The 17,442-nt window shown below is 73.5% G+C and carries 9 protein-coding genes; 6 read left to right on the top strand and 3 right to left on the bottom strand.

The features are described from left to right. Nucleotides 1–234 precede the first annotated feature (234 nt). Nucleotides 235–7,305: an amino acid adenylation domain-containing protein gene (locus ACFXGN_RS30385; RefSeq protein WP_384865262.1), complete on the top strand. Its 7,071-nt coding sequence runs from the start codon at nucleotides 235–237 to the stop codon at nucleotides 7,303–7,305. Nucleotides 7,306–7,763: 458 nt separating this feature from the next. On the opposite strand, the gene ACFXGN_RS30390 is transcribed toward ACFXGN_RS30385, so the two are convergent. Genes ACFXGN_RS30390 through ACFXGN_RS30400 form a run of 3 tightly spaced genes read right to left on the bottom strand, consistent with a single transcriptional unit; the run spans nucleotide 7,764 to nucleotide 11,869 of the window. Next, nucleotides 7,764–8,021 carry a phosphopantetheine-binding protein gene (locus ACFXGN_RS30390; RefSeq protein ID WP_384865264.1) on the bottom strand — a complete coding sequence of 86 codons (258 nt, stop codon included), beginning with the start codon at nucleotides 8,019–8,021 and terminating at the stop codon, nucleotides 7,764–7,766. 23 nt (nucleotides 8,022–8,044) lie between these two features. Then, complete coding sequence (locus ACFXGN_RS30395; RefSeq protein ID WP_384865266.1) at nucleotides 8,045–9,256, bottom strand: cytochrome P450; 1,212 nt, start codon at nucleotides 9,254–9,256, stop codon at nucleotides 8,045–8,047. Nucleotides 9,257–9,262: 6 nt separating this feature from the next. After that, nucleotides 9,263–11,869 (bottom strand): AMP-binding protein, encoded by a 2,607-nt coding sequence (locus ACFXGN_RS30400; RefSeq protein WP_384865268.1) that lies wholly within the window; start codon nucleotides 11,867–11,869, stop codon nucleotides 9,263–9,265. Between the two features lie 256 nt (nucleotides 11,870–12,125). Between ACFXGN_RS30400 and ACFXGN_RS30405 the strand changes: the two genes are divergently transcribed. The 5 genes from ACFXGN_RS30405 to ACFXGN_RS30425 are packed head-to-tail and all read left to right on the top strand — an operon-like array spanning nucleotide 12,126 to nucleotide 17,424. Further along, on the top strand, nucleotides 12,126–13,130 hold the full coding sequence (locus ACFXGN_RS30405) for a VOC family protein (protein WP_384865270.1): 1,005 nt from the start codon (nucleotides 12,126–12,128) through the stop codon (nucleotides 13,128–13,130). Continuing rightward, nucleotides 13,127–14,236 carry an alpha-hydroxy acid oxidase gene (locus ACFXGN_RS30410; RefSeq protein ID WP_384865272.1) on the top strand — a complete coding sequence of 370 codons (1,110 nt, stop codon included), beginning with the start codon at nucleotides 13,127–13,129 and terminating at the stop codon, nucleotides 14,234–14,236. Before ACFXGN_RS30405 ends, ACFXGN_RS30410 begins: the two co-directional genes overlap by 4 nt. Continuing rightward, entirely contained in the window at nucleotides 14,233–15,558 is a 1,326-nt protein-coding gene (locus ACFXGN_RS30415; RefSeq protein ID WP_384865273.1) for a PLP-dependent aminotransferase family protein, read from the top strand. Before ACFXGN_RS30410 ends, ACFXGN_RS30415 begins: the two co-directional genes overlap by 4 nt. A 5-nt stretch (nucleotides 15,559–15,563) precedes the next feature. After that, entirely contained in the window at nucleotides 15,564–16,631 is a 1,068-nt protein-coding gene (locus ACFXGN_RS30420) for an N-acetylneuraminate synthase family protein (protein ID WP_384865274.1), read from the top strand. Beyond that, complete coding sequence (locus ACFXGN_RS30425) at nucleotides 16,615–17,424, top strand: SDR family oxidoreductase (protein WP_384865276.1); 810 nt, start codon at nucleotides 16,615–16,617, stop codon at nucleotides 17,422–17,424. Before ACFXGN_RS30420 ends, ACFXGN_RS30425 begins: the two co-directional genes overlap by 17 nt. Nucleotides 17,425–17,442 lie beyond the last annotated feature (18 nt).

Consider the following 17,442-nt stretch of genomic DNA (forward strand, 5'->3'; position numbering starts at 1 on the left):
CGATGTGTGCCGGTGGTCCCATGAGGGCTGGCCCATGACGCGTGGTCCATGACGAGTGGTCCATGAGGGCTGGCCCATGATGAGCGGGCGCCGAGCGGCCCGACAACCCCTAGAAGAGGCCGCCGGAACCCCAGCGGACGGGGCCGTTTCGAGGCCGTGCGCCCTGCCCCGCGCCCCACCGGCCTATCGTGTGCGGCCGACGACCGTCGATGTCTCGCAGGCGCAGGAGGATCCGTGTTCCCGTTGTCTTTCGCGCAGCAACGCCTGTGGTTCCTCAACCGCCTCGACACGGGCGCCTGGACCTACAACCTGCCGCTCGCGCTCCGGCTCGACGGCCCGCTCCACACCCCGGCCCTGCGCTCCGCCCTGGCCGATCTGGTGGCCCGGCACGAGAGCCTGCGCACGGTCTTCCCCGAGGTCGGGGGAGAGCCCCGGCAGCGGGTCAGGGACACCGTCGACGTCACCGAGTTCCTCACCGAACTCGACATCCCCGCCGGGGAACTGCCCACGGCACTGGACCGGCTGGCCCGGCACGCCTTCGACCTCACCACGGACCTGCCGCTGAGGGTATGGCTGCTGCGCGCCGACGAGCACGACCACACGCTGTACCTCGTGCTCCACCACATCGTCGGCGACGGCTGGTCCACGGCGCTGCTCGGCCGCGACCTGGCCACCGCCTACGCGGCCCGCCGCGCCGGAGCCGCGCCGGACTGGGAGCCCCTGCCCGTCCAGTACGCCGACTACGCGCTCTGGCAGCGGGAACTCCTGGAGGGCCCGGACGGCGCGGACCTCCTCGCCCACTGGACCGCCCGGCTCGCCGACCTGCCCGACGAACTGCCGCTGCCGCTCGACCGGCCCCGGCCGGAGATCTCCGGCGACGACGGCGGCGAAGTCCTCCTCGACCTGCCCCCGGAACTCCACGCGCGCCTGCTGCGGCTCGCCCGCGAGGCCGACGCCTCCCTGTTCATGGTCGTGCACGCGGCCCTCGCGGCGCTGCTGACCCGGCTCGGCGCCGGCACCGACATCCCGCTCGGCACGATGGACGCGGGCCGCGCCGAAGAGGACCTCGAAGACCTCATCGGCTTCTTCGTCAACACCCTGGTGCTGCGGCTCGACACGGGCGGGGACCCCACGTTCCGCGAACTCCTGGCACGGGCCAGGGAGACCGACCTCGCCGCCCTCGCCCACCCCGAGCTGCCCTTCGACCGGCTCGTCGAAGCCCTCAACCCGAGCCGGGCGCTCAACCGGCACCCGCTCTTCCAGGTCGCGCTCGTCCTGCAGAACAACGCCGCCGCCAGCTACGCCCTGGACGGCCTGACCGTCACCGAACTGCGCAACCGGACCATCGCGGCCCACTTCGACCTGTCGGTCGCCTTCACCGACCGGTACGCCCCCGACGGCACCCCCCTCGGACTGTCCGCGCAACTCGTCCACCGCACCGAACTCTTCGACCGGGACACCGTCACGGCCCTCGGACACCGCCTGGTACGGCTCCTCGAAGAAGCCGTCCGGGACCCCGACCGCGCCCTGGGCGACATCGACCTCCTCGACGCCCGCGAACGCGACACCCTGCTGCGCGTCTGGAACGGCACGACCCGGCCGGAGACACCCACCGGACTCGCCGAGGCGTTCACCCGGCAGGCCGCCCTGACGCCCGGCGCCCCCGCCGTGTCCGACACCGACGGCACCCTCGACTACGCCGGACTGGACCGGCGCAGCGACCTGCTGGCCGGCCGCCTGCGCCGCCGGGGCGTCACGGCCGAGACCCGCGTCGCCCTCCTCCAGCAGCGCTCCGCCGACCTGATCGTCTCGATGCTCGCCGTGCTCAAGGCGGGCGGCTGCTTCGTACCCCTGCCGCTGACCGCGCCCACCGAACGGCTCCGCGACATGCTCCGGCAGGCCGGTGCGGAACTGCTCCTCGTCGACGACGCGCTGCGCGACCACGAAGCGGCGAACGGCACCGGCGTCGAAACCCTGACGGTGACCGGCTTCCGCGCCACCGAGGCCGACCGCGCCGCCGTACCGGACGCCGCCGCACACCCCGAACAGGCCGCGTACATCATGTACACCTCGGGCTCGACCGGCGCGCCCAAGGGCGTCGTCACCACCCAGCGAGGCGTGCTCGCCTTCGCCCGCGACCGGTGCTGGCACGATGAACGGCCCCGCCGCGCCCTGCTCCACTCACCGCACGCCTTCGACGCGTCCACCTGCGAGATCTGGGTGCCGCTGCTGTCCGGCGGAGAAGTCGTCGTGGCACCCGTCGGCGACGTCGACGGAACCGTCGTACGGGCCGCCGGACTCACCGACGTCCTCCTCGTCTCCGGCCTCTTCCAGGTCATCGCCGAGGAGGACCCGGACTGCTTCACCGGACTGCGCGAGGTCATGACCGGCGGCGACGTCATCAGCTCCGCCGCGGTCCGCGCCGTCCTGCGCCGCCACCCCGACCTGACCGTCCGCGCCACCTACGGCCCCACCGAACTGACCATGTGCTCCGTCCAGATGCCGCTGCGCGACCCGGACACGGTGCCCGACAGCGTGCCGCTGGGCCTGCCGATGGACAACACCGCCGTGTACGTCCTCGACGACCGGCTGCGACCGGTACCGGTCGGAGTGGTCGGCGAACTGTACGCCTCAGGCGCCGGTCTGGCACGCGGCTACGACGGCCGCCCCGGACCCAGCGCCGAACGCTTCCTCGCCGACCCGTTCGGCGCGCCCGGCACCCGCATGTACCGCACCGGCGACCTCGCCCGGTGGCGCGCCGACGGCACCCTCGAATTCGCGGGCCGGGCCGACACCCAGGTGAAGATCCGGGGCTTCCGGGTCGAACCCGGCGAGGTGGAGAGCGTCCTGGTCCGCCACCCGCACGTGGCACAGGCCCATGTCCACGCCCGCGAGGACCGGCCGGGCGACAAACGCCTCGTCGGCTACCTGGTGCCCGCCGTACCGTCCCCGGACCTCGGCGGGATCCGCGCCGCCGCCGCCTCCGTACTCCCCCCGTACATGGTGCCCGCCGCCCTGGTCCCGCTCCGGCAACTGCCGCTCACCCCCAACGGCAAGATCGACCGGAGACTGCTCCCCGCACCCGACGAGACCTCCTCCGGCACCGAGCACGTCGCCCCCCGCGACGACCGGGAACGCGCCCTGTGCGCCCTGTTCGCCGAAGTGCTCCGGATACCCCGCGTCGGCGTCCACGACGGCTTCTTCACCCTCGGCGGCCACTCGCTGCTCGCGATCCGGCTGATCAACCGCATCCGCACCACGCTCGGCGCGGACCTCGGCGTCGCCACCCTCTTCCAGGCCCCCACCGTCGCCGAACTCGCCACCCGACTCGCCGAACCCGGCGGCGCCCGACGCATCCCCGCCGCCCCGCGCACCACCGCGCCACCCCTCTCGTACCAGCAGGAGGGCCTCTGGTTCCTGCACCAGCTCGACCCCGCCTCCCCGGTCTACAACGTGCCGCTCGCCCTGCGCCTGCGCGGCCGTCTCGACGCGGAACGGCTCTCCCGCGCCCTGGGCCTGCTGGTCGCCCGGCACGAGAGCCTGCGCACCCGCTTCGTCACCGTGGACGGCGTGCCCGTCCAGGTGACCGACCCCGCACCGGAGTCCTGGCCGCTCCCGGTGACCCCGACGCACCCCGACGCGGTGCCCGAGGCCCTCGCCGGGGCCGCCACCCGCCCCTTCGACCTGGCCACCGACCGACTGCTGCGCACCGAACTGCTGCGACTGGGCCCGACCGAGCACGTCCTGGTGCTGTGCACCCACCACATCATCGCCGACGGCTGGTCGGCCGGTGTCCTGCTCGACGAACTGTCCACCCTGTACACCGACCCGGACGGCTCCCTCCCCGCCCTGGACATCCAGCCGGCCGACCACGCCGTCTGGCAGCGGGCCCGGCTCGCCGACGACGTCCTGGACAAACAGCTCGGCTACTGGCGCGAACAGCTCCACGCCCTGCCCCGGCTCGACTTCCCCACCGACCGCCCGCGCGGCACCGGCGCCGGACACCCCGGAGCCACGGCGGAACTCGTCCTCCGCGACGACCTCGGCGCGGCACTGCGCCGACTGGCCGACACCGAACGCGGATCGCTCCTGTCCGTCCTGATGGCCGGATTCCTCGTCGTCCTCTCCCGGCACACCGGACAGGACGACATCGGCATCGGCTCGGTCTTCTACGGCCGCGACCGCCCCGAACTCGAACCGCTGGTCGGCTACTTCGCCAACACCGTCGTGCTCCGCGCCGACGTCGCGGGCAATCCCTCCTTCCGGGAACTCGTGAGCCGCTGCGAACTCGCCGTACGGGGCGCCGCCGAACACCAGGACCTCCCCTTCACCACCCTGGTCGAACAGCTCCGGCCGGCCCGCGAACCCGGCCGCAACCCGCTCTTCCAGATCAGCCTCACCCTGCACGCCGACGAAGTCCCCTCGGCCGCACCGGCGTTCGGACCGGTCACCGCCGAACCACTGCCGGTCTCCGGCCGGGTCGCCCGCTTCGACCTGGCCGCCCACGCCACCGTCACCGCCGACGGCGGACTGCGGCTCCAGGCCGAGTACGCCACCGACCTGTTCGACGACGACCGGATCACCCGGCTCCTCGGACACCTGGGCCGCGTCCTGACCCGGGCGGCCCGCGAACCCGACGCCACGGTCTGCGACTTCGAGCTCACCGGCCCCGACGAGACGGCACTGCTGCACCGGTGGAGCGCGGCCCGCGGCGCGACACCGGCCGACGCCTCCCTCTGGGACCTGTTCGCCGAACAGGTCCGGCTGCGCCCCGACACGGTCGCGGTGGTCGCGGGCGAGGAACGGACGACCTACCGGGAACTGGCCCGGCGCGCCGAACGCCTCGCCGCCCGGCTGGCCGCCCGGGGCATCACCCGGGGCAGCCTGGTCGGCCTCTGCACCCGCCGGGACACCGACCTCGTCGTCGGCGTCCTCGGCATCCTGCGCGCCGGAGCCGCGTACGTACCGCTCGACCCCGACCACCCGGCGCGGCGCCTCTCCGCCATGGCCGCCGACGCGGGCCTCACGGTCGTCGTCACCCAGCGCGGACTGGAAGTGCCCGCGACCCCGCTGCTCCTGGACACCGACACCGACGGCGACCTCCCCGTGCCGGACGCGACCGCGACGGCGGCCGACCTGGCCTACCTGATCTACACCTCCGGCTCGACCGGGGCGCCCAAGGCGGTCACCGTCCCGCACGGACAGGTCGTCCGGCTGATGCGCGCCACCCAGGACCGGTACCGCTTCGACGAGCGGGACGTGTGGACGCTGTTCCACTCGTCCTCCTTCGACTTCTCCGTCTGGGAGATCTGGGGCGCCCTCGTCCACGGCGGCCGACTGGTCGTGGTGCCGTTCTGGCAGACCCGCTCGCCCGAGGACTTCCAGCGCCTGCTGGCCCGCGAGGGGGTCACGGTCCTCAACCAGACCCCGGCCGCGTTCCGGCAGCTCGTCGCCGCCGACGAGGAACGCCCGGTGCCGCTCTCCCTGCGGTACGTGATCTTCGGCGGGGACGCCCTGGACATCGACTCGGTGCGCCGCTGGTTCGACCGGCACGGCGAGGAACACCCCCGGCTGGTCAACATGTACGGGATCACCGAGACCACCGTCCACGTCACGCACTGCCCGCTGACCCGGGAACTCCTGGAGGACAACGCCAGCCCCATCGGCGAGCCGATCCCCGACCTGTCGCTGTGGGTCGTCGACCAAGCCGGGCGACCGGCGCCCATCGGCGTACCGGGCGAACTCCTCGTCGGCGGCGCCGGACTGTCCTGGGGCTATCTGCACCGGCCCGACCTGAGCGCCCAGCGCTTCGTCGCCGACCGGTTCGGCGGCGTCCCCGGCGCCCGCCTCTACCGCTCCGGCGACCTGGCCCGCCGCCGCGCCGACGGCGGCCTGGAGTACCTGGGCCGCATCGACCAGCAGGTCAAGATCCGCGGGTTCCGCATCGAACTCGGCGAGATCGAGGCCGTCCTCGCCGGTCACCCCGGCGTCGACCACGCGTGCGTGACCGTGCGCGAGGACCGGCTCGTCGGCTACGTGGTCACCGGGGAGACGGCCGACCTCGCCGGGATCCGCGCGCACCTGGCGGCCCGGCTGCCCGACTACATGGTGCCCTCCGCGCTGGTGCCGGTGGACCGCATCGCGCTGACCGGCAACGGCAAGGTGGACCGGGCCGCGCTGCCCGCGCCGGAGCCGAGCCGCGTCGGCGAGTTCGTCGCCCCGCGCTCCGACACCGAGCACGCGGTCGCCCGGATCTGGTCCGCCCTCCTGGGCACCGACCGGATCGGCGTCCTCGACAGCTTCTTCGACCTGGGCGGCACGTCCCTCGACCTGACCCGGCTGCGCGCCGAGATCCGCCGACAGCTCGGCGTCGAACTGGACATGCGCGACCTGTACTCGGCTCCGACCGTGGAGATGACCGCCGTGCTCCTCGACCCGTCCCGCCGCGACCGCCCCCGGCCCTCGCCGCACGCGCCGAGCGACGACCGCCCCCAGCCCTCGCCGCTCGTGCCGATCAAACCCACCGGCGGCAGACCGCCGCTCTTCCTGGTCCACGCCGTCGGCGGCTCCGTCGTCCCGTACCTTCCGCTGGCCCGTCTCATCGACCCCGAACAGCCCCTCTACGGCCTGGAGGACCCGGGACTCGACGGCGGACCGGTCACCACCTCCCTGACCGCCCTGGCCGCGCGGTACGTCGAGGCGGTCCGCGCCGTCCAGCCGCACGGCCCCTACCACCTCGGCGGCTGGTCCCTGGGCGGCGTGGTGGCCGCGGAGATGGCCGCGCGGCTGGCCGCCGACGGCGAGGAGACCGCGCTGGTCGTCATGCTGGACACCGGGATGCCCCCGTACCTCGGCGAGGAACTGCCGGACCGCGCGGTCCTCCTGGGCGGCTTCGTCCACGACCTGGCCGGTCTGGCGGGCGTCCCGGCGCCCCGGTACGACGAGGCCGCCCTGCGGGGCCTGTCGCCGGACCGCCAGGACGAGGCGCTCCTGGACCTCCTGGAACGCGCGTCCCTCGTTCCCGCGGGCATCCGGGAGGACATGAGGGAACGTATCCGGGTCTTCGAGGCCAACACCCGCGCGTTGCTGCGGCACCGGCCGGGCCCGGTCGACGGCCGCCTGGTGCTCCTCTCGGCGCGGGAGCAGCCGCACCGGCCCAGGACCCGCCCGTGGCGCGCCCTCGCCCGTGGCGGCTTCGAGTTCCACACGGTCCCCGGTGACCACCACACGATGCTCCAGCAGCCCCATCTGACCGCGCTGGCGGAGAGCCTGCGCGGTGTCCTGGACCGGCTCGTCCGCTCCTGACGCACGGCCGCCGCCCCCGGCCCGTACATCCGGCCCGTCCACGGCGCGCACCGGGCCGGGGCGGCCCGTAGGGGACGGGGGCGGGCCGGATGTACGGGCGTACGGGTACGGGCCCGGGGACCCGCCCGTACGGACCGGCCGGGTGCGACGCGCACGGCACGACGGCGGGGGAGCCGCGTGGAGTACGGCGCCGGGGCGGAGACGTACCCCGCACCCCAGCGGTGGGGGCTGGGACGGCCCGCGCACGGCGGCGGGGCGGAGGCGTACCCCGCACCCCAGCGGCGAGGGCTGGGACGCCCGCACATGGCGGCGGGCAGAGGCGTATCCCGCGCACAGCGGGACCCTGTACAGCGCCGGGTCGGAGACGTACCCCGCACCCAGCGCCGGGGGCGGGACGCGCAGGACGGCGGGAGCGGAGAGATCCGCTCCCGCCGTCCTGTTTCCCGTGGACCGGCGCCTCAGGCGGGCCGAGGGTCCTCCCCGGACCGCACCGGGGACGCTTCCCCGGACCGGGCGAGCCGCTCGGCGAAGTCCGCGAGCACGGGGTGTTCCAGCAGGACCCGCACCCGGACCGTGATGCCGAGGCGTCGGCGCACCGCGGCCACCACCTCCATGGCGGCCAGCGACTGACCGCCCAGGGCGAAGAAGTCGTCGTCGTCCCCGACCGGGACGCCCAGGACCTCCTGCCAGATCTCGGCGATTTCGGTGGTGTCCATCGTGCATCAGCTCCTTGACGGGCTCACGCCGGGCTCAGCCGCACCGGCAGACTGGTCAGTCCATGGATGAAGTTGGCGGTGCTCCACACCGGGGTGCCCGCCGGGGCCACCGTGCGGACGCGGCGGACCAGCGCGGTCAGCAGCGCGGTCAGCTCCAGCCGGGCGACTCGGGACCCGACGCAGACGTGCGGCCCCCAGCCGAAGGCCAGGTGCCGGTTGGGCGTCCGGTCCGGCCGGAAGGTGTCCGGGTCGGCGAAGACGGCCGGGTCGCGGTTGGCCGAGCAGATCCAGGCCGTCACCCGGTCGCCGGGGAGCAGTCCGGTCCCGGCGACCGTCACCGGACGGGTCACCGTGCGCAGCGCGTGCAGCCCCGGGCTGGTCCAGCGCAGGATCTCCTCCACCGTGGTGGGCAGCAGTTCCGGTGACGCGCGCAGCGCCGTCCACAGCTCGGGCCGTTCGCAGAAGACGAGGAGGGCTCCGGCCGCCGCGTACCGGACGGTCTCGCTGGCTCCGGTGAGCACACCGCTGCAGTTGAGGATCAGCTCCTCGTCGGTGAGGTCGCCGCCGGCCGCGAGCAGCGCGCTGACGAGGTCGTCGCCGGGGCGGGCGCGCCGCCGGTCGATCAGGTCGGCGAAGTAGCCGAAGATCTCGGCGTTGGCGTCCAGCCGGTCGATCGGGTCGGGGGAGTCCAGGCCGTCGGTGGTGAGTCTGCCGATCAACGGCCAGTCCGCGCGGGGCAGGTCCATCATGGCGCAGATGACCTGGTTGGGCAGCCGTCGGGCCAGGTCGCCGACGGCGTCCCTGACCAGGGTCCCGGCGGCCCCGTCCGGCCGGTCGTCCGTGGGGCCGCCCCCCGTACCGACCACCTCGTCCACCAGGTCGGTGACCCCGGCGACGATCCGGTCGTGCCAGAGGCGCAGCGCCGCCGGGGTGAACGGCGCCCCCACCACCCGGCGTATCCGGCCGTGCCGGGGCGGGTCGCTGACCACCATCATCCGGTCGGCGACCAGGTCGGCCGCCCCGTCCGATCCGCCGAGCCTGATGCCGGAACGGGAGCTGAACGTGGCCGGATCGCCCAGGACGGTCTCGACGTCGTCGTAGCGGGCGGCGACCCAGAAGCCGGGACCGTCCGGCTCCGGATGCCGGGTCAGCCCCGGACGGTCGCGCAGGGCCGCGAGCTGGTCGAGGAACCGGTACCCGGAGAAGACGTCCGGTGCGAGCAGGTCGATGTCCATCGCGGGTCAGCGGGCTTCGATCACGGAGAACGGCGACTCCGGGATCGGCAGGACCCGGTGGGTGGGGAAACCGGCCGCCTCCAGGATGCGGGTGAACCCGGCGCGGTCGCGTTCCCGGCCCCCGGTGAGGACCATCATGCCGAGGTCGCTCCAGTGGCTGACGTGCTGGGCGCCGTCCTCCGGCACCAGCATCTCGATGACGAGGAGCCGGCCGCCGGGCGCCAGCGAGCGACGGCTCGACCGCAGGATCTCCACGGCCTGCTCGTCGGTCCAGTCGTGCAGGACGCTGCACAGCAGATGGGTGTCGGCGCCGGTGGGCACCGAGACGAAGAAGTCGCCGGGCACCGCGCGGCAGCCGGGGACGCCGCCGCTCAGGTTCACCTCGTCGATCACCGTGGGGCGGTCGAAGAGGATGCCGCTCGCGTGCGGGGCCACCGCGAGGATCTCGCCGAGGAGGAAGCCGTCGGCGCCGCCGATGTCCAGGATGACCTCGGAGCCCGTCCAGTCGACGGCCCCGGCCGCCTGCCGGTACAGCCGACCGGTCCGTTCCCGCATCCGGCGCAGGAACGCCAGGTTCGCGCCGCGCCGGGTGTTCTTCACCCCGAAGAAGCCGCCGTCGCCGCCGTCGAAGGACGCCGCACCGGTACGGAAGGTGTCCGTGGCGCGCAGCCAGGCGTACTGGCTCTCGGCGTTGACCAGCGACGCCGAGAGGCTGTCCGGGGCGTCGCGGCGCAGCCGGGCGCCGAGCGGGGTCAGCCGGAAGCCGGTGGTGGGGGCGCCGGAGAAGAACCCGGCCGTGGTGAGGGCGGACAGCAGCCGTCCCAGGGCGTCGGGATCGGCGTCGATCAGGGCCGCCGTGGTCTCCACCGGCTGGGGGGCCGCGAACTCCATCACATCGGCGACGCCGAGCTCGACGGCGATGCGCAGGGCGTGCGGCAGCACCGCGACCATGCTGTCGTCGACGAGCGTCAGGTAGTCCCGCACGATCCTGTCGGTGGCCTCCACGACGCGGGCGCCGTCGGCCCCGGCTTCCACGACGGAGGCCCCGGCCTCCACGACGGAGGTCTCGATGGCACCCGCGTCGGCGGCGACGGCATCGGCGGCGGAGGTCTCGGCGGCGGTGATCCCGGCGTTCTCGGTGGTCTCGGTGTACGTGGTCATCGTCAGCCCCTTTCCTGGGGTCGGGACGCGCAGCAGTTCGGTCACGGCACGGTGGTCGACCTTGCCGTTGGCGTTGTGGGGGAGTGCGTCGAGGCGGCGCACCAGATCGGGCACCAGATGGCCGGGGAGCAGGCCGCGCAGTTCCGCGCGCACCCGGTCGGGGTCCGCGCCGCCGGTGAAGGCCAGCGCCAGCCGCTCGTACGCGCCGCTCCGGCCGGTCAGGGCCACCGCCACGCAGTCGCGGACTCCGGCGCGCTCCCCGGCGCGGCTCTCCACCTCGCCCAGCTCCACCCGGTAGCCGCGGATCTTCACCTGCCGGTCCGCGCGGCCCAGGAAGTGCAGGACGCCCCCGGCGTCGCGTTCCGCGCGGTCACCGGTGCGGTAGACCCTGGTCGGCACGCCCTCCACGTCGACCGTGACGAACCGCTCGGCGGTCCGTTCCGGGTCGTGGAGATAGCCCTGGGCGAGGCCCGCGCCCGCGACGCACAGCTCGCCGTCGATCAGATGGACGTCGGTGCCGGGCACCGGGCGCCCGATGGGCACGCCGTGCGGCAGGTCGCAGTCCTCGGGCCGGATGTGGTGCGTGGTGGCGAAGGCGAAACTCTCCACCGGGCCGTAGCAGTTGTGGACGGTCGCGTCCGGATGCTCCCGCAGCAGCGCGCGCACCGGCTCGGGCGACAGCCGCTCACCGCCGATGAACATCAGGTCGATCCCCCGGAAGCAGTCGGGGTCCAGCCGCACCAGCAGGTTGACCACGGACGCGACCAGGACGAGGGTGTTCACGCCGTGCCGCGCGACCAGGTCGCGCAGGGTGTCCGGCAGCAGATGGTCCTCGTCCGGCAGCACCACGGTGCCGCCCCGGGACAACATGCCCCACAGTTCCAGGCCGCAGGCGTCCCACCCGACCGGGGCGAGCTGGGGCAGCACCCGCCCGGGGGCGAAGGCGGCCAGCGGGCCGCCGTCGAAGAGCCGCAGCACCGCCCGGTGCGGAGTCACCACCCCCTTGGGGGTGCCCGTGCTGCCGGAGGTGAAGAAGACGCACGCGGGGTCGTCCGGCCCGAGGTCCGCGCGGACCGGGGGCGTCCCGGGGACGGGCTCGGCCGGTGGGGTCCAGCACGGGGCGCCGGCGAGCGGCACGTCCGTCACGAACAGCGGCGCCCGCAGCAGGCCCAGCAGTTCCCGCACCCGTTCGTCCGGCCACTTCACGTCGATGGGGCAGTACGCCGCGCCCGTCTTCAGGACGGCCAGCAGCAAGGTCGCCATACGGGCCGAGCGGGCGACGCGCACCGGCACCAGACAGCCGGGCCCCACTCCTGCCGCGACCAGCGCGGCGGCATACGAATCGGCCGTCGAAACAAGTCGGGAATAGGTGACGGGACCGTTGTCGTCAATCAGCGCAATATGGTCGCCGTATTCTGCCGCGCGCTTGTCGAGTGCCTGATGAATCAGCACGTACCGCTCCTTGTCCGCAGCTTCGATCGCACGCATACTCACCTGCCACGAGCGTGTGCGCAACCCCTATGAACCCCATAGCGGACACCCCGGTACCCAAGCGGGGGAAGGGGTGTTCCGCACTGTTCGGCGGCTGGGGGCGGAGCGCGTTGACATTCTTCCGGGCCCGTCCGTAGCGTTTTTCCGTCGCGGTACCGGGATCTGACAATTCGTGTTCCCGCCGTTGAAAACCGATTATCGAGCCTTGGGGGAATTCATGTCGTCCACACCCCAGACCAGAGATCAGCACGCCGTCGACGCCGGGATCGACCACATCACCCTCTCCGTCGGTGACGCCCACGCCCGTGCGGCCGAGTTCGTCGAGCGCTACGGCTTCGAGGTGATCGCCGCCGGGGAGACCCCGGAGTTCACCGCCGTGGCGGTGGGACAGCGGGACATCGTCCTGCTGCTGCTCGAAGGCCGCACCGACGACCATCCGGCCACCCTGTTCACGGCCCGGCACGGCGACGGCGTGAGCGACATCGCCCTGCGGGTGGCGGCGCCGGACCGCGCGGCGGCCTTCGAAGCCTTCGGCGACGTGACGCACACCTTCGTGACCCGGTCCCCCGGCGAGCCCTGGTCGCTGCCCGGCATCGCCCCGGTGCGGGGCGGGGAGACCACGGCACCGGCCGGGGGACACCTGCTGCGCGTCGACCACATCGCGGTCTGCCTGGAGAACGGCGAACTGGAACCGACCGTCGAGCTCTACCGCCGCGAGCTGGGCTGGCGGGTGGTGTTCGAGGAGGACATCCACGTCGGCGCGCAGGCCATGCAGTCCAAGGTGGTGCAGAGCCCGGACACCGGAGTGACGCTGACGCTGCTCCAGCCGATGAGCGGAGCGGTCCCCGGCCAGATCGACGACTTCCTGAAGAGGCACGGCGGCGGCGGAGTGCAGCACCTGGCCTTCGCGGTGCCGGGCATCGTGGCGGCGGTCGCCGAACTCGGCGCCGCCGGCGTACGGTTCCTGTCCACTCCCGACACGTACTACGAGGACCTGGAGGAGCGGCTCGGCTCGTCCGGCTACCCGGTGGCGGAGCTGCGCGAGCACCATGTGCTCGCCGACCGGGACCACGACGGCGAACTGTTCCAGATCTTCACCCGGTCCGAGCACCCGCGCCGCACCCACTTCATGGAGATCATCGAGCGCCGGGGCGCGACCACCTTCGGCAGCAACAACATCCGCAAGCTGTACGAGGCGGTCGAACGACAGGACTCGGCGTGACGGGCGGCCCCGGCGCGCCGACGGCCGATCCGCTCACCCTCGCCGACGTCGAGGACCGTGCCCGCGCCGTGCTGGCGCCCGAGGTGTACGACTTCGTGGCCGGGGGAAGCGGTGACGAGTCGACGCTGGACGCCAACCGGGCCGCGTTCGACCGGTGCCACCTCGTCCCCCGCGTCCTGTCCGGAGCGGCGACCGCCGACACCACGACGACCCTGCTCGGGGTCCCGGCGTCGATGCCCGTCGCGGTCGCGCCGATGGCGTTCCACTCGGTGGTCCACCCGGACGGCGAACCCGCGGTGTCCCGCGCGGCGGCCGGGGCCGGTATCCCTTTCACCGCGGCGACCCTGGCCAGCCACCCGCTGGACGAACTGGCCGCCGCCGACGGCGCCCTGTTCCTCCAGTTGTACTGGCTGCGCGACCGGGCCCGCACCGAGTGGCTGATCGACGAGGCCGAACGGCTCGGGGCCCGCGCCCTGATCCTCACCGTGGACGTGCCGTTCATGGGACGGCGGCTGCGCGACCTGCGCAACGGCTTCGCCGTACCGGCGCACGCCGCCCCGGTGAACCTGCCCGACGCGCAGCGCGGCGCGGGGCAGAGCGTCGGCGGTCACGCGGCGGCCGTGATCGACCCCACCCTGTCCTGGTCCGACCTGGAACGGCTGCGGCGCAGGACCGGGCTGCCGCTGGTCCTCAAGGGGATCCTCGACCCGGCGGACGCCCGGCGCGCGGTGGACCTCGGCGCGGACGGCCTGGTGGTGTCCAACCACGGCGGCCGGCAACTGGACGGCGCCGTCCCCAGCCTCCTGGCCCTGCCCGCGATCCGGGCCGAGGTCGGCGACGCCTGCGAGGTGCTGCTCGACAGCGGAGTGCGCAGCGGCACCGACGTGCTGCGCGCGCTGGCCCTCGGCGCGTCCGGGGTGCTGCTCGGACGGCCGGTCCTGTGGGGCCTCGCCTCCGGCGGCGAAGCCGGTGTGACCGGAGCGCTGGAACTGCTGCGCACCGAGATCGAAGTGGCGATGGCCCTCGCCGGAGCCCCGCACGTGGCCGCGGCCGGACACCTCGGCGTCCGGTGGACGCCCGGAACCTGTGAACGGGAGGACTCATGACCGAGGCGTCCCACGCCTCGACGGCACGGCCGGTGACGGCGCTCGACCTGGCGGACCTGCACGGGTCGCTGTCCGATCCCGCGCTGCTGTCGATGAACCTGCTGAACGAGGTGTCCGAGCGGTACCCGGACGCGGTCTCCTTCGCGCCCGGACGGCCGGACCCCGGCGGGTTCACGGTCGAGGACGTCCACCGGCACCTGCGCACCTGGACCGAGCACGTCGGCGGCGGCGCCGGGGGAGCGGGGACCGCCCGCGACCGGCTCTACCAGTACGGCAGGACCAAGGGCGTCATCCAGGACCTGGTGGCCCGCAACCTCGCCACCGACGAGGACATCCGGGCCGACCCCGAGTCGATCCTGGTGACCGTCGGCTGCCAGGAGGCCATGGTCCTGGTGCTGCGCGCGCTGCGCGCCGACGAGCGCGACGTGCTCCTGGCCACCGAACCGTCCTACGTGGGCGTCACCGGCGCCGCCCGCCTGGTCGACCTGCCGGTCGTGCCGGTCGACAGCGGCACCGGCGGCATCGACCTGGACGATCTGGCGGCCAAGGTGCGGGGCGCGCGGGAGGCCGGTCTGCGCCCCCGGGCCTGCTACCTGGTGCCCGACTTCGCCAATCCGACCGGACTCAGTCTCGACGTGCCGACCCGGCGCCGACTCCTCGACCTGGCCGCCGAGCTGGACATCCTCCTCATCGAGGACAACCCGTACGGCTTCTTCGGCGGCGGCGCCTCCCCGAAACCGACGCTCAAGTCCCTGGACGAGGGCCGCCGGGTCGTCTACCTCGGCTCGTACGCCAAGACCGTGCTGCCCGGCGCCCGCATCGGCTTCGTGGTGGCCGACCAGCCGGTCCTGCGGGACGGCGAGACCGTCGGCACCCTCGCCGACGAGCTCTCGAAGATCAAGAGCATGATCACGGTCAACACCCCGCCGATCGCCCAGGCGGTCATCGGCGGGAAGCTGCTGGAGAGCGACTTCGCGCTGCGCGACGCGAACCGGGACGCCACCGCGCGCTACGGACAACGGCTGCGTCATCTGCTCGACGGGCTGGCCGCGCGGTTCCCGGCGCCGTCGCCGGTCACCTGGAACCGACCGGACGGCGGATTCTTCCTGGTCGTCACGGTCCCGTTCGTCGCCGATGACGACCTGCTCGCCTACTCGGCCGAGCGGCACAAGGTCATCTGGACGCCGATGCACCACTTCTACGCGGCGGGGGGCGGACAGCGGCAGCTGCGACTGTCCTGCAGCTCACTCCCGCCGGAGGAGATCGACCTCGGTCTGGACCGGTTCGCCGCGCTGGTGAACGACCTTCTGGAGAGGACCTGAGAACCATGAGAGCGCTGACCGTAAACGAGCGGATCGTGTCGGACGACACCGACGCCTATGTGATCGCGGAGATCGGCCACAACCACGAGGGCGACCTGGACAAGGCCGAGGAGCTGGTGCGCCAGGCCGCCGCGGCCGGGGCCAGCGCGGTCAAACTGCAGAAGCGGGACAACCGCTCGCTCTACACCAGGGAGATGTACGACTCCCCCTACACCGGACGCAACAGCTTCGGCCCCACGTACGGGGCGCACCGCGAGTTCCTGGAGTTCGGCACCCGCGAGTACACCCACCTCCAGCAGCTCTCCGCCGAACTGGGCGTGGACTTCTTCGCGACCGCCTTCGACTTCGCCAGCGTGGACTTCCTGGCCGAACTGGGCGTCCCCGCGATCAAGATCGCGTCCGGCGACATCAGGAACACCCCGCTGCTCGCCTACGCGGCGAAGGCGGGCAAACCGCTGATCGTGAGCACCGGCGGCGCCGACATGGAGTCGGTGCGGCGCGCCTGCGGCACCGTCCTGCCGATCAACCCGGACCTCGCCCTGCTCCAGTGCACGGCCACGTACCCGGCCGAGCCGGAGGAGCTGAACCTGGCGGTGCTCGGCGCCTACCGGGCCGAGTTCCCCGACACGGTGATCGGCTACTCCGGGCACGACCTCGGCCCGTGGGCCGCCTGGACCGCGTACGCGCTGGGCGCCCGGGTGGTCGAGAAGCACGTCACCCTCGACCGCACCCGGCCCGGCAGCGACCACAAGTTCTCGCTGGAACAGGCGGACATGGCCGAACTGGTCGACGGACTGCGCCGGGTGCGCCGCTCGCTGGGCGACCCGGACAAGCGGGTGCTGGAGCGGGAGCGGCCCGCGATGGGCAAGATGGGCAAGAAGCTCGTCACCCACCGGGACCTGCCCGCCGGACACCGCCTCACCCTGGAGGACGTGGCGATCAAGTCGCCGGGCGACGGGCTGACCCCCGACCGGCTCGCCGACGTGGTGGGCCGACGCCTCGGCAGGCCCCTGACGGCCGACGCCGACATCACCCTGGACGACCTGGTGGACGGCGATGCCGGCCGCGACTGACCTGACCGGATCGGTCGCCGTGGTGACCGGTGTGTGCGGACGGCTCGGACCGGTGTGGGTGGACGCCCTGCTCGGCGCCGGTGCCCGGGTGGTGGGCCTGGACGTACGGGACGCCGTCGGTCCTGAGCTGCGGGCGGTCGTGGACGCCCACGACCCGGAGCGGTTCCTGACCCTGGTCGCGGACGTCACCGACACCGGCGCTCTGCGCCGGGCGCTCGACGACTGCCTCGAACGGGCCGGGGAACCGACCGTCCTCGTCAACAACGCCGGTGTCGACAGCCCGCCGTCGGCCCGGGGCGGCGGCTGGCTCTTCGAGGACATCCCGGACGAGGTGTCCGGCGGCGTCCTCGACGTCAACGCCCTGGGGACGCTGCGGATGTGCCAGGTGTTCGGGTCGCGGATGGCCCGCAACGGCGGCGGCTCCGTCGTCAACATCGGCTCCATGTACGGCAGGCTCGCCCCCGACCCCCGGATGTACGAACACCTGCCGGTGGACCCGCCGTTCCTGAAACCGCCCGCGTACGGCATGTCCAAGGCGGGCGTCGCCGCGCTCACCCGCTACCTCGCGGCGCTGTGGGGCCCGGCCGGGGTCCGGGTCAACACCCTGTCGCCCGGCGGTGTGCTGGGCGCGCAGGACCCGGTGTTCCGGGAGAAGTTCGACGCCCGCGTGCCCCTGCGGCGGATGGCCCGCGCCGAGGACCTGACCGGCCCGCTGCTGTTCCTCGCGTCCGGCCTGAGCAGCTACGTCACCGGTACCGAACTCGCCGTGGACGGCGGGTTCGGCTGTTGGTGACACCGACCCCTCCACGAG

It is taken from the genome of Streptomyces sp. NPDC059247 (assembly GCF_042754005.1).
Taxonomy (GTDB): Bacteria; Actinomycetota; Actinomycetes; order Streptomycetales; family Streptomycetaceae; genus Streptomyces.